Raw genomic sequence first — 12577 nt, forward strand, 5'->3', positions numbered from 1 at the left:
CGTGGTTAGGTCGGAGGATTGCTGAGTTTCATGATCGTGGCCGATGCCGGGCAAATGCCCGAAAGCTGACGGGTTGCGAGAACGGCGGGCGGCGCATCGGCTCGCTCGACCGCAACGAAACCGAGGCTTTCGAAGAACGGCGCGGCGGTCGTCGTCGCCAGGAAGACTTCCGAGCTTTCTTTGACGGCTTTCAGGGTTTCCCTGGCCAGCGATCTGCCGAATGACTTGCCACGATGCTCGGGCAAAATGACCATCGACCTGAGGAGGACTGCATCGCCGCACGTCTCGATGCCAGCGTAGCCAATCGTGCCGCCATCGGAGGTGACCGCCCTGAAGAACGAGCGTCCCGGCTCTCCGAGGTCCTCGATCGGAAGACCGGAGGCCGATAGCGCCAGCTTCAGTCCGGGATCGCTTCCCGGGACTGGCTCCAGTCTGACGTCGCTCATGACAGCTTCACCTCGGGTCCGCAGCAGGGCGTAAGTTCGGCGATCAGCGGCGCACAGAGTTCGGTCGAGCCGCCACAGCAGTCTTTCAACAGGAAGAGAGTCAGGTTTCGCAGGCCGTGTAGATCGGCTCGATAGATGATCGAGCGGCTCTGCCGTTCGCTTGTCACGAGGCCCGCGCGCGACAGCGTTGCGAGGTGCGCCGACATGGTATTCTGCGGGACGTCGAGAAGGCGGGCAAGTTCGCCGGCAGGCACGCCATCCGGTTCGTGTCGGACGAGAAGCCGGAATGTCTCGAGCCTGGTAGACTGGGCCAGTGCGGCAAGCGCCGCTATTGCGGTAACATTATCCATGTATCCAGAATAATGGATATATTGGATATGTCAATTGCTCCCGACGATCCTGTCCACTATTGTGCAAAGCGGAAGCAGCCCCTGATGCATAGTCCTCCCGGCAACAGCGCTCACGGCTGTGATGACACTTTCTTGCTGGTGTCGCTTGTCTGCGCGGGCCTCGCACCGGAATGGACCAAGGATTTGCCGAACCGCAGATATCATGCAGTCGTGGCGTGCAAGACCGGGTGATGGTCCGTGGGGACGACGGGAAGGGCGCGCTTATGTGCGCTGGCGCGATAGGTTGAGAGTATGCGTTCAGCCGCAGCCGGCTCGACAGTTCTGCCTTCGAGAAAGTCGTCGATCTGGTCGTATGTCACGCCGTAAGCATCCTCGTCCGGTCGCAGAGGTGCATCCGATTCAAGGTCAGCGGTGGGAGTTTTCCAGACGAGCTGTTCCGGCGCCCCCAGTTTCGAGGCCAAGGCGCGAACGCGGCGCTTGTTCAGACCGGCGAGAGGGAGAATGTCCGCTGCGCCATCACCGAATTTCGTGTAGAAGCCCATGAGCGCCTCCGCAGCGTGGTCCGTGCCGATGACGAGACCCGACGATGCCCCGGCGATCGCATATTGTGCGACCATCCTCTGCCGTGCCTTCACGTTCCCGAGGATGAAATGATGACGTGGGGCCGGGTCAACGCCGCCGGCAAGGATTGCGTCCATGAGGCTATCGGCCGCCGGTTTTATATCCACGGTGACGACACGGTCCGGGCGGATCGCAGCGACAGCTGCGGCCGCATCGTGCTCATCCGCTTGCACGCCATAGGGAAGCCGTGCGGCAATGAACGTCGCCGAATAGCCGCTTTCGCGTAACTCCTGAACGGCGCGCTGGGCGAGAAGCCCGGCCGTCAGGGAATCGACCCCGCCGCTGATCCCGAGCACATAGGCGCGCTGTCCGCCCTGCACGAGATAGGCCTTCAGGAATTCAATCCGCGTGCGGATTTCGCTCAGCGCATCGAATTCCGATCGAACGCCAAGCGCCTGAATGATGGCAAGTTGTTCTTTCACTGAATGTCTCCTGCTGACTTCGCCTCGTCGCTCCTGGCGGTCCGTCCCTTCGGGGTGACCGCACCAGATATTTCATCTGAGGATCCGAAGGAGGCAAGGGAATAACCTTCCTGCCTCCTCCTTCTTCCACGTCGAAGGCACGCACGCTAGCGATGCTGGACGTGGTCTTGCAGCAGAATGGCGAGCTGCGGCCGGAGCGGCGATTGCTTTTTTGGCGTGCCGCTGCCAGGCAATGACCTCTGAACCGGATCAGTTGGCGCCCTTTGACCGCGCCAGCACGAAGTCGTGGTTCACTTCCCAGAAGCGATCCGAAAATCCGTAATCCGCGGCGCGGCCCGGGTCCTCAACGCGCCGGAAAGTCGCAAGCAAGCTTTGCTTCACTCCGAACACCGCATCCGAATGGATATACGGATCATCCGGATCGAAGATGTGGGTGATGAGCGTCTCGTACCCGTCGGCCTTGATGATGTAGTGGAGATGGGCCGGGCGGTTGGGGTGACGCCCGAGATGCTCCAACATCCGGCCGACCGGACCGTCGTTCGGGATCGGGTAGTATTTCGGCTTTACCGCCCGGAACCAATATTCGCCGTCTGGCCCGGTGCGGAAGACGCCGCGTAAGTTGAACTCCGGCTGGATGCCCTTCTGCTGAACGTCATAGAAGCCTTCGTCATTGGCCTGCCAGACATCGATCACTGCGTCGGCAATGGGCCTGCCCTCGGTGTCGAGGATGCGACCGCCAACCACCATTTTCTCGCCCTTCTGGTCGAGGCAGATATTGGCCCCCATCTCGAGCTCAGGCGCGTCCTGGACGTGAAACGGCCCAAGCACGGTGCTTTCCGAGGCACCCGACGGCTTGCGATTGTTGATGGCGTCAACCAGCATCGAGACGCCGAGCGTGTCGGACAAAAGGATGAACTCTTGCCGCCATTCGTTACACATCTGTCCGGTGCGTGTGAGGAAGAGGATCGCCTCCATCCACTCCTCCTGCGTCGGCTCGATTTCCCTCACCGCTTCGTGCAGCTTGCGCGTCACGACGTCCATGATCTGTTTCAGTCGTTCGTCCTTGGCATTTTTGTTGCGGCCCGTGACGACCTCAATCGAGTTTTCTTCGGTGAAGAAGCCATTCTCATGCGCTTCCATGGATCATCTCCCAAGCACTGATGTCATGACCCGACGAAGGTCTGCGACGGGATCTGCCGACTGCGCCTCCGAGCGCCAGCAGACGTGATGGTCAGGACGCACGAGAACGATGCCGCTGTCACGCACTTCGCTCAGCCCGGCCCAGTCGCCGGTGAAATCATCCCAATGCTGCCGCGCGCCGATGGCGTGGGCCGCAATATCGACACCAAGCTCATAGCCGACGACCTTCGCCGCTTCGATCCACCCCTGTCCGCCGATCCCGGTCAGGACGGTGAACCGGCCGTGGCCGGAGAGATCGAGCGTCGAGGCCTTCTTCCCATCGCCAGAGAAAACCCACGCATGCGGCAGGCGGGCCCCCGGCCAGGTGGTCTGCTGGAAATGCAGTTCCGGGTCCTTGGCAAAGGCCGGTTCGGGTTGACCGTCGGTGACGATCGCATCCGAACGATAGCGCTGGTTCATCTCGACGCCGTGGGCGTCGAACTCGTAGACCTTGGCGGCGATCGCCTTGCGGATGGCGGAGCGCTGTTCTTCCGCCGCCGGCGTATCGCGGCAGCGCCCATCCATGTTCTGCTGCATCTTCACCGGATCGATGGAATCGAGCAGGCCGAGCGCCTTGAAGATCGGGCCGAACTCTTCAATCGACTTGTTGGCGCGGGTGACGATCTGCTTGGCGACCGGCGCTCGCTCCGTTGTGTAGGTATCAAGCAGCTTTTCGCTCGCTTGGCCCTTCAGCACAAAGGCGAGTTTCCAGGCAAGGTTGAAGGCATCCTGGATCGATGTGTTGGAGCCGAGCCCGTTCGATGGCGGATGGCGGTGCGTGGCGTCGCCCATGCAGAAGACGCGTCCGTTCGACATCGTCGTCGCATACATGTTGTTGACCGTCCAGGTCGAGACCTGCTTGACCGTCACATCCAGATCCTGCACGCCGACCAGGTCGCGCACCACCTTCTTCGCATGGGCTTCGTCAACGGCCGGTGCCGGCTGGTTGATGTCGTATCCCCAGACGATCAGCCATTCGTTCCAGGGGCGGACCATGCGCACGAGGCCCATGCCGATACCGCCGACGTCGGCCCCCGGCTGCAGCACCCAGTAGAGCACCGAAGGACGATGGGCGACATAACGCGACAGGTCGGCCTCAAACAGGATGTTCATTGAGCCGGCAACGCCCATCCGGCCCTCGAAGGTGAGCCCGGCATGCTCCGCGACCTTCGAATTGCCGCCGTCAGCACCGACCAGATACTTCGAGCGAACGGTGATTTCCTTGCCGGTCAACCGGTCGAGACACGTCGTGGTAACGCCTTCGCCGTCCTGCACATGGCTGACATATTCCGTCGACATCCGCGCCTGGGTACCGCGCGAGCAAGCCGTCTTGAACAGGAGCGGCTCCATGAAAGTCTGGGGCAGATCGTTCATCTGGCTCGGCGAGGATAGCTGGTGTTCGGCGCGCGAGACCGGGTGCTTGCCCCAGCTTTTCATGCGCCCGATCTCTTCGCCCGCAAGCGAGGTACAAAAGACGTTCTCGCCCATCAGGTCCTGTTCGGCGGCGAACATATAGACCTCGTCTTCCACGTCCCGGCCGAGATCGCGCAGGACCTCCATCGTGCGCTGGTTTGTAATATGCGCGCGTGGCGTGTTCGCCAGCCAGCGATAGCGGTTGATCACCATGTTTTCGATGCCGTAGCTCGAAAGCAGGGCGGCCGTGGCGGAACCGGCTGGCCCCGTGCCGATGATGAGTACGTCGGTTGTGATATCAGCCATTTGGTCCTCCCTTTGGCATGTGTGCGAGTGGTCCGCCGATCAATTTGCGACGGACCGGAAAGAGCTGGATACCGGTGCGATCGGAGAACAGGCCCCAGAGACCGCGCGGCGAAAAGAGCATGACGAGGATGCCGATGAGGCCAAGGACCAGCAGGTACCAGGAGCCAAAATCGGCGAAGAGCTTTTGCAGCAGGAAGAAAAGCACCACACCGACGATCGGCCCTTCGATGGTGCCGATCCCGCCGATCACCACGATGAAGATGACATAGGCCGTCCAGTCGGTGACGGAGAAAGCCGCGTCCGGCGAAATACGCGCTTTCTGCACGTAGATCAGCGCACCGGCAAGTCCGGTGACGAAGGCCGTCGCCACGTAGACGAGAGCCTTCATGCGGCGGGCGTCGACGCCGACGGCACGGGCGGCCTGCTCGTTGTCGCGCACGGCTGCAAGACCGAGCCCCTGCTTGCTTCGCAACAGGCGGTAGATGAAGCCGATGGTCGCGAGCGCCAGCAGGAGCGCGATCCAATAGGTGAGGGCATCGCTGGCTGCGGCGGCCTTCATGCCGAAGAGGTCGCGCACGATATCGACGCCTGCCATGTCCTTCGTCGCCTCACGCGGCAGCGACGTGCCGGTGCCCCCGCCGAGCGCCTTCCACTGTGCCAGTAGCAGCCGCACCACCTCGGCCACCACCCAGGTGCCGATGGCGAAATAGGGCCCCTGCAGCCGGAAGGTGAAAAAGGCAGTCGGAATGGCGAGAAGCGCCGAAAGAGTGCCGGCAATCAGGATCGCAACGATGGGATCGACGCCCGCCAGAATGACCGCACCGAACATCGCATAGGCGCCGAAGCCGACGAAAACTTGCTGGCCGACCGAGATCAGCCCGGCATAGCCGGCAAGCAGGTTCCAGTTTTGCGCCAGCACCAGCATGGTCAGGATGAAGAAGAGATCCTGCACGACGCTGCGGGACACGATGAGGGGAGCTGCAATCGCAAGCGCGAGCCCGGCGACTGCCGCCAAAGCTGCAAGCGATGAGGTTCCGCTCCGGGTTTCGACCTTGAAGGACGGAATGGCGATGGACATCGGCTTGACCTCAATCGACGGCGCGGGGGAAAAGCCCGCGTGGCTTGATGACGAGAACGGTGAGGAAGGCGAGATGTCCGGCAAGGATCTGCCATTCCGGATTGACGGCCGCCCCAAGCGTCTGCGCAACGCCGAGGATGACCCCGCCGGCAAGCGTTCCCCAGAGCGAGCCGAGGCCGCCGATGATCACGGCTTCGAAGGCGTAGATCAGGCGGGACGGTCCCGATGTCGGATCGAAGTTGGCGCGCGTGCCAAGATAGAGGGCGGCGATCGTCACCACGACCATGGCAAGCCCGGTGGCCATGGCGAAGACGCGTTGCGGGCGAATACCCATCAGCCCGGCCGTCACGATGTCGTCGGAGGTCGCGCGGAAGGCGCGCCCGAGCGCCGTTCGATAGATCAGCTGGTTGAGGCCGAAGATCACGGCGAGCGCCGACAGGAAGGTCATCAACGGCATCAGGCCTATGTTGAGCGAGCCGACGCCGATCGAAGCACTTTCCAGCGCCCCGATGGACACGCGGCGGCTGTCGGCGGAAAACGCTTCGAGCAGGCTATTCTGGAGGACGATGGAGATGCCGAACGTGACGAGCAGCGGCGGCAACACGTCCTTGCCGAGCGTGCGATTGAGCACAAAGTATTGCAGGCCCCAACCTGTCAGGAACATCAGTGGCGCGGCAATGAGCGCTGCCAGGAATGGATTGAGGCCGAGCGCCGAGGTCAGCAAAAGGATCAGGAATGCGGCAAGCACGATCAGGTCGCCATGGGCGAGATTGACGAGCCGCATGATGCCGAAGACCAGGCTCAGGCCGGCGGCAAACAGGGCGTAGAGCCCGCCGAGCAGAACGCCCTGCACGATCGTATCAATGAAGCTCATGGCGCGGCGCTCCGAAATAGGCCTGGTGGATCTGCTCGCGGGTCAGCACTTCCGGACGCCCCGAAAGCGTCACCCGCCCTTCCATCAGGCAATAGACCTGGGTTGCGACCTTCAGTGCCTGGGCGATGTCCTGCTCGACGATGACGATCGAGGCACCGGTCGCGCGGATACGCGGGAAAGCCGCGTAGATGTCGCGAACGACGACCGGCGCCAGGCCGAGGCTGATCTCGTCGCAGAGCAGCACATCCGGGTTGGACATCAGCGCCCGGCCGATCGCCACCATCTGCTGCTGGCCGCCGGAAAGGGCCGTCGCCGGGCCGTTTCGACGCTCGCGCAGGATCGGGAAGAGCTCATAGACGCCCTCGATCGTCCATGGTCCCTGTCCCTTGCGGCCATAGGCGCCGATCAACAGGTTCTCCTCGACGGTCAGCGACGGGAACAGCCGGCGGCCTTCCGGTACCATGGCGATGCCGCGGGCAAGCACGTCGGGTGCTGCCAGCGCGCCGATCGGTTCATCGCGATAGACGACCATGCCCGGCTCGCTTGCGAGCACGCCGGAGATCGCGCGCATCAGGCTGGTCTTGCCCGCGCCATTGGCGCCGATGATCGCAACGGTTTCCCCCTTGGCAACGGCGATATCGACACCGAAAAGGGCCTGGAAGTCGCCGTAGAAGGCCTTGAGCCCTCTGGTTTCAAGCATCGCCGTCATAGCTCGATCCCCAGATAGATCTCCTGGACGGCACGCGACGCCATGAGCTCGTCGGGTTTTCCAATACCGATCACCTTGCCGAAGTTGAGAACCAGAAGCCGTTCGACCACCGAGGTCAGCGCATGAAGCACATGTTCGATCCAGATGACGGCAACGCCCTTTTGCTGGATGGCACTGATGGTCGCGACCAGTTGGTGGCATTCGGCTTCCGTCAAACCGCCGGCGATCTCGTCCAGCAGCAACAGCCGGGGTTCGGTGGCAAGCGCCCTTGCCAGTTCCAGCCGCTTGCGCCGCAGAAGGGTGAGGCCGCCGGCCAGTACATTCGCCTTCTCGAACAGGCCGGTGTCCACCAGGATTTCGGCGCAGCGGTCACAGGCTTCCGCCTCGCGCCGCCGCGTGCCAAAACTGCCCGCGACGAGCAGGTTCTCAAAGACTGTCAGCTTTTCGAAGGGTTGCGGGATCTGGAAGGTCCGCCCCATGCCCGAAAGACAGCGCGCCATCGGCGGCGTTCGGGTGACATCCACGCCGCCGAAGCGGACCGTGCCGCTGTCGGCGGCGATGTTGCCGGTAATCAGATTGAACAGCGTCGACTTGCCGGCGCCGTTTGGCCCGATGATGCCCAGCGCCTCACCCTCGCCGACCGAAAAGCTGATCTCGTCGGCGACGGTCAGCGCGCCGAAGCGCTTCGAGACCCGCTCGAGCTCTAACAGAGACATGCCTGACCCTCCTCGGTCACAGTCCCACGCCATCAGGCGCTTAAACGATCGCTTCCATTTTTCCACCGGCGGGGATGTTCGGCGCCGTCTTGTTGTCGGTAATGACGAGGTCGTAGCCGCCGGCGTCCTTCAGCCGCCACTGACCGCCGACGAGCGGCGTCTTGGCGACGTTGCGGGCAGCAAACGGCGGCAGTCCCTTGCCGTCCCATGCAATGGGACCGACGAGCGTATCGAGTTTTGTGGCGGCGATTGCCTGGGCCACTGCATCGCCGTCCGTCAGGTCGTCGGCCCGCGTTACGGCGTCGACGGCCAATTCGAAGAGGGCGTGGGCAAAGCCGATCGGCTGCGTCCATGGCCGGCCGGTCGCCTTGGTGAAAGCGTCGGCCACTTGAGCGGATGTCTCGCCTGTCAGCGACGAGGCGAAGGGGTGGCTCGGCGACCACCAGACTTCGGACGAGAGATTGTGCCCGGCCTTGCCTAGCGCTTCGACCGCGTGCGGGAACAGCAATGCCTTCCCGATCGAGGCGACCTTCGGCACGAAACCCTGCTGCTTTGCCTGGTTCCAGAAGGTCGTGAAGTCAGGAGGGATGACCACGCCGGTAACGATCTCGCATCCAGCCGATTTGAACGCATTGATCTGGGCAGAGAAATCGTCCGTCCTGTTCTGGTAACGGCCGGGGTCGGTGAGCCCGTAGCCAAGCTTTTCGAGGACCGGCGGGAAACCCACGGTCCCGTCGCCCCAGGCATTGCCGTCACCGTCATTGGGGAAGAGGCCGCCGACTTTGTGGTTCGTCTCGACCTGGGCCCACATATTGGTGAAGACGGCGATCACATCCTCGAGGCCCCAGAAGAAGTGATAGGCATAGTCGAACGGTTTCCACGAAGCGGGATCGCTTGGGTTACCCTGTTGGCCGATGAACCAGGGCTGCCACGGCGCAACCGTCGAAATGCAGGGCATCTGTTCGGCTTCGCAGGTGGTTGCAACAGGGTTCGTGGTTTCGGGTGTCGAGGCGACCAGAACCAGATTGACCTCGTCATCGACGATCAGCTGCTTGGCGACTTCCGCCGCCCGGTTCGGGTTCGACTGGCTGTCCTTGACGACAACCTCGAAGTTTTGGCCCTTGGCCTTGGTCGCCGCCAGAAACGCGTCGATGACGAATTTGTCGGCTTCGCCGAAGGCAGCGAGCGGCCCGGTTTGCGGGCTCACATAACCAAGCTTGATCGCCGTGTCCTTGGCAATCGCCGGCATCGCAAGTCCGGATGAAAAGGCGACTGCGCCACCTGCGGCTGTCGTCTTCAGAAAATCGCGTCTCGTCAGCATGGTTCCTCCTCCCAATGCCCTTCCTCCCGAAGGGTCTCGTCAGTTCGTCGGCTGGTTGCCCTCCCAGGCATCCTGCAGCAGCGCCCGAATGGACTGGCGGTCGATCGGGCGTGGGTTCCAGTAGGGGTTTTCGGTCGCAATCTCGGCGGTCCGATCGAGATCGGCCTCCAAAAGGCCGAGGTCCTTCAAGGCGAGCGGCGCACCGAGCGACTTTGCGAAATCCCACAAGCCGCCGCCAACCGATCCGCCGAAGGTCCGGGCCACAGGTTCAAGCAGCTCAGGCACGGCCGCGGCGTTGTAGGCCGCCGTATGCGGCAGCATGATCGCGTGGGTTTCCGCGTGCGGTGTGTCGAAGGTCCCGCCGAGCGTGTGGCAAATCTTGTGATGCAGCGCCATGCCGACCGCGCCGAGCACGGTGCCCGAGAGCCAGGCGCCGTAAAGCGCTTCGGCCCGCGCCTCGCGATCGCGCGGCGTCCCAATGATCGTCGGCAGGCTCGTCTTGAAGGCTGACAAGCCTTCTTTCGCCATCAGGGAAGAGATCGGGTTACGATCCTGCGCATAAAGCGCTTCGACCGCATGGGCCATGGCGTTGAGCGCGCTGGTAACGCTCATGCCGACCGGCAGGCCCAGCGTCAGCTCGGGATCGTAAATCACCACCTCCGGCAGGATCGAAGGATGCCTGACGGTCGTCTTTCGGCCGCCTTCCGTCTGTCCGAGGATCGGCGTTACTTCCGAACCGGCGTAGGTGGTCGGGATAACGACTTGAGGCAGATCGGTGCGGTAGGCGATCGCCTTGCCGAGCCCGGTGGTGGATCCGCCGCCAAGGGAGACGACACAGTCGGCGCCGCTTTGGTTGACCGCTTCCATCGCCTTTGCCGTGACCTCGACTGGCGTATGCATCACGGCCCCGGCAAAAACGCCTGCGGCAAGTGGCCCGAGCCGCTCCGCCAATGCTTCCGCGTCTGCCCGTTGCTGAGGTGTTGAGAGCACCAACGCTCGGCTGCACCCAAGCTTTTCGACCCAGGCTCCGGCCTCGCGGCTCCTGCCTTCGCCAAAGACGATGTGCGCCGCACTGCCCTGGTAGGTGAAATTGTTCCTCACGACCCAGATCCTTCCCTTGCCCTCGCCATCAGGAACTTGAAGTCCAGCCGCCAGCCGGGCTTGCCGCCGATGTCGGAGCATTTGAATTCGTGCACCAGTTCCGGCTTGACGCCGAAGATCGCGTCCTCGTCGATATGAGGATCGCTGCCGTCGTAGATATGCGTCGTAATCGTCTGGAAACCTGGAGCGGTGACGATGAAATGTAGATGGGCTGGGCGCCGGAGCGAGCAACCCGCCTTGCCAAGGAGCTTGCCCACCGGCCCGTCTTCCGGGACGCTGTAGCCGGCGGGGCGAACCGTCAAGTAGTCGAACCGCCCTTCGCGATCGGTTTTGAAGACGCCGCGCAAGTTGAACTCCGGCTGCAGGTCCGGTTGCTGGTTCTCGTAGAAACCTGCGGCGTTCGCCTGCCAGGTCGTGACTTCCGCGCCCTCGATCGGGTGGCCGTCGAGATCAAGCAATCGCCCGAAGACCGCCAGCCGCTCGCCTACGCCATCGAGCGAGATGTTGCTGCCGGATATGCGTTTCGGCGTGTCGGCGCGAAAGAACGGCCCACGGACCGTATTGGGTGTCGCCTGTTTCGGGCGACGGGAGTTAATCTCATCGACCAGCGCCGAAGCGCCAAGCAGGTCGAACAGCAGACCCCATTCCTGCCTCCGCTCGTCCGTGGTGTGACCAACCTCGGTCAGAAACTCGATCATTTTGCGCCAGTCGGCCGCACTAGGACGCAATTCCCTGATAAGCCCGTGAAGGTGGGTGACGACCGTGCGCAGCACCAGCGGCAGCGAGCCGTCGTCGGCTTTCGAAATTCGCTGTGCGAAAGCCTCGGTGAAGGCTGCTTCATTGGGATTCGAAACCATCGCGCCCCGCATCACACTCCTCCAGACACTTGGCTGAAATGAAAGCTAACACGGGCATCTGGCGCGATTGATGATTTTACTCTGAGTTAATATAATCAATTGTTATGAAGATAGACGAACGCCATCTTGTTCAGCTCGCTGCGGTCGTGAAGGCTGGCGGCGTCACCGAAGGGGCAGCGCTGCTCGGGCTGTCGCAGCCGGCGATCTCGCGCACCATTGCCATGCTCGAAAAGCGCCTGGGCGAACCGCTTTTCGTCAAAGGGCGGCGGCCGCTGCAACCGACACCGCTCGGGCGCGCGCTCGCCGATCATGGCCAGGTCATGCTGTCGGCCTCACGCAAGGCGTCCGATACGATCGAAAGCTTTCGCCTCGGCAAAAGCGGTCTCGTGCGCGTCGGCGGTACGCCATTTTTCATGGACGCCTTGATCGCGCCGATGATCGCAGACTTCCAGGCGCAAAACCCCGACGTCAGGATTGACCAGAGCTACGGCTACATGGCCGATCTGCGCGCTGCCCTGAAGGGCGATCAGATCGATCTTGCTATCTGCCCGCTCGATATTCTTGAGGAGGGATCGGGCTTGGCGTTCCAGAAGGTGCTTCCCGGCCGAAACGTCGTCGCCTGCCGGGTCACGCATCCGCTTCTGTTGAAGCGACGGCCGCAGCCGTCGCAGCTTCTCGAATATCCCTGGGTGGCGCCGCCGCCGGGAAGCCCGCTGCTTGCGGATCTCCACAGCCTGCTGCTCTCCTTCGGGGCGACCGAGATCAAGATACGCTACACAGGCGGCTCGCTGATGAGCCTCGTCAACTATCTGAAGGGTATCGACGCCTTGACTGTGCTTCCGCACAGTGTAGTCTTTGCGCTACGCAACGAAAAATCGATCACGGCACTTCCGGTTTCTGTCCCGCACCCGGAACGCGCTCTTGGGCTTCTGAGGCGCGCGACCTCGGCGCATACCCCGGCCATCGAAAAGTTCTCGCAACATATCCGCCACAGCTTCGACCAGCTTCAGCACCTGATCCATCGACATGAACAAGCGGTGGTTTGGGGTGTTTAGCCGGGTTGCGCCCATGCGAACCGGCAACCGCATTCCGGATCTGTGACGGGACGACCTCGATCGCGACGACGGCGTAGGTTCGTTCGCGCGAATTCAAGTTCAATCCGTGGATCGAATGCAGGTCGGTAT

13 protein-coding genes are annotated in these 12577 nt (G+C 62.5%); 1 reads left to right on the forward strand and 12 read right to left on the reverse strand.

Annotated elements, in window-relative coordinates:
- Nucleotides 1-5: 5 nt before the first annotated feature.
- The 12 genes from arsN2 to BLU35_RS08485 all read right to left on the reverse strand — a co-directional run bounded on the left by arsN2 (nucleotide 6) and on the right by BLU35_RS08485 (nucleotide 11408).
- A complete protein-coding gene (gene arsN2 / locus BLU35_RS08430; RefSeq protein ID WP_093232739.1) occupies nucleotides 6-446 on the reverse strand; it encodes an arsenic resistance N-acetyltransferase ArsN2 in 441 nt (146 codons plus the stop codon).
- Complete coding sequence (locus BLU35_RS08435) at nucleotides 443-796, reverse strand: ArsR/SmtB family transcription factor (RefSeq protein ID WP_093232740.1); 354 nt, start codon at nucleotides 794-796, stop codon at nucleotides 443-445. Before BLU35_RS08435 ends, arsN2 begins: the two co-directional genes overlap by 4 nt.
- Before the next feature lie 200 nt (nucleotides 797-996).
- Complete coding sequence (nadE, locus tag BLU35_RS08440; RefSeq protein WP_093232741.1) at nucleotides 997-1839, reverse strand: NAD(+) synthase; 843 nt, start codon at nucleotides 1837-1839, stop codon at nucleotides 997-999.
- Nucleotides 1840-2088: 249 nt separating this feature from the next.
- On the reverse strand, nucleotides 2089-2979 hold the full coding sequence (locus BLU35_RS08445; RefSeq protein ID WP_093232742.1) for an intradiol ring-cleavage dioxygenase: 891 nt from the start codon (nucleotides 2977-2979) through the stop codon (nucleotides 2089-2091).
- 3 nt (nucleotides 2980-2982) lie between these two features.
- The gene (locus BLU35_RS08450; protein WP_093232743.1) at nucleotides 2983-4737 is read right to left on the reverse strand and encodes an FAD-dependent oxidoreductase; all 1755 of its coding nucleotides are present in this window, start codon (nucleotides 4735-4737) and stop codon (nucleotides 2983-2985) included.
- Entirely contained in the window at nucleotides 4730-5815 is a 1086-nt protein-coding gene (locus tag BLU35_RS08455; RefSeq protein WP_093232744.1) for a branched-chain amino acid ABC transporter permease, read from the reverse strand. Before BLU35_RS08455 ends, BLU35_RS08450 begins: the two co-directional genes overlap by 8 nt.
- Before the next feature lie 10 nt (nucleotides 5816-5825).
- Entirely contained in the window at nucleotides 5826-6689 is an 864-nt protein-coding gene (locus BLU35_RS08460) for a branched-chain amino acid ABC transporter permease (RefSeq protein WP_093232745.1), read from the reverse strand.
- Nucleotides 6676-7398, reverse strand: coding sequence for an ABC transporter ATP-binding protein (locus tag BLU35_RS08465; RefSeq protein ID WP_093232746.1), 723 nt, complete (start codon nucleotides 7396-7398; stop codon nucleotides 6676-6678). The genes BLU35_RS08460 and BLU35_RS08465 overlap by 14 nt, the downstream gene beginning before the upstream one ends.
- On the reverse strand, nucleotides 7395-8114 hold the full coding sequence (locus BLU35_RS08470; protein ID WP_093232747.1) for an ABC transporter ATP-binding protein: 720 nt from the start codon (nucleotides 8112-8114) through the stop codon (nucleotides 7395-7397). Before BLU35_RS08470 ends, BLU35_RS08465 begins: the two co-directional genes overlap by 4 nt.
- A 40-nt stretch (nucleotides 8115-8154) precedes the next feature.
- Entirely contained in the window at nucleotides 8155-9435 is a 1281-nt protein-coding gene (locus tag BLU35_RS08475; RefSeq protein WP_093232748.1) for an ABC transporter substrate-binding protein, read from the reverse strand.
- Nucleotides 9436-9474: 39 nt separating this feature from the next.
- Nucleotides 9475-10536 (reverse strand): maleylacetate reductase, encoded by a 1062-nt coding sequence (locus BLU35_RS08480; RefSeq protein WP_093232749.1) that lies wholly within the window; start codon nucleotides 10534-10536, stop codon nucleotides 9475-9477.
- Nucleotides 10533-11408 (reverse strand): dioxygenase family protein, encoded by an 876-nt coding sequence (locus BLU35_RS08485; RefSeq protein WP_502688145.1) that lies wholly within the window; start codon nucleotides 11406-11408, stop codon nucleotides 10533-10535. The genes BLU35_RS08480 and BLU35_RS08485 overlap by 4 nt, the downstream gene beginning before the upstream one ends.
- Nucleotides 11409-11497: 89 nt before the next feature.
- Between BLU35_RS08485 and BLU35_RS08490 the strand changes: the two genes are divergently transcribed.
- Nucleotides 11498-12448, forward strand: coding sequence for a LysR family transcriptional regulator (locus tag BLU35_RS08490; RefSeq protein WP_065374696.1), 951 nt, complete (start codon nucleotides 11498-11500; stop codon nucleotides 12446-12448).
- Nucleotides 12449-12577 lie beyond the last annotated feature (129 nt).

It is taken from the genome of Sinorhizobium sp. NFACC03 (assembly GCF_900103435.1).
GTDB lineage: Bacteria > Pseudomonadota > Alphaproteobacteria > Rhizobiales > Rhizobiaceae > Ensifer.

What these genes read in the sequence shown, in the direction of transcription:
- arsN2 (WP_093232739.1), bottom strand. Translation starts at nt 446, where the DNA reads ATGAGCGACGTCAGACTGGAGCCAGTCCCGGGAAGCGATCCCGGACTG.
- BLU35_RS08435 (WP_093232740.1), bottom strand. Translation starts at nt 796, where the DNA reads ATGGATAATGTTACCGCAATAGCGGCGCTTGCCGCACTGGCCCAGTCT.
- BLU35_RS08445 (WP_093232742.1), bottom strand. Translation starts at nt 2,979, where the DNA reads ATGGAAGCGCATGAGAATGGCTTCTTCACCGAAGAAAACTCGATTGAG.
- BLU35_RS08450 (WP_093232743.1), bottom strand. Translation starts at nt 4,737, where the DNA reads ATGGCTGATATCACAACCGACGTACTCATCATCGGCACGGGGCCAGCC.
- BLU35_RS08455 (WP_093232744.1), bottom strand. Translation starts at nt 5,815, where the DNA reads ATGTCCATCGCCATTCCGTCCTTCAAGGTCGAAACCCGGAGCGGAACC.
- BLU35_RS08460 (WP_093232745.1), bottom strand. Translation starts at nt 6,689, where the DNA reads ATGAGCTTCATTGATACGATCGTGCAGGGCGTTCTGCTCGGCGGGCTC.
- BLU35_RS08465 (WP_093232746.1), bottom strand. Translation starts at nt 7,398, where the DNA reads ATGACGGCGATGCTTGAAACCAGAGGGCTCAAGGCCTTCTACGGCGAC.
- BLU35_RS08470 (WP_093232747.1), bottom strand. Translation starts at nt 8,114, where the DNA reads ATGTCTCTGTTAGAGCTCGAGCGGGTCTCGAAGCGCTTCGGCGCGCTG.
- BLU35_RS08475 (WP_093232748.1), bottom strand. Translation starts at nt 9,435, where the DNA reads ATGCTGACGAGACGCGATTTTCTGAAGACGACAGCCGCAGGTGGCGCA.
- BLU35_RS08490 (WP_065374696.1), top strand. Translation starts at nt 11,498, where the DNA reads ATGAAGATAGACGAACGCCATCTTGTTCAGCTCGCTGCGGTCGTGAAG.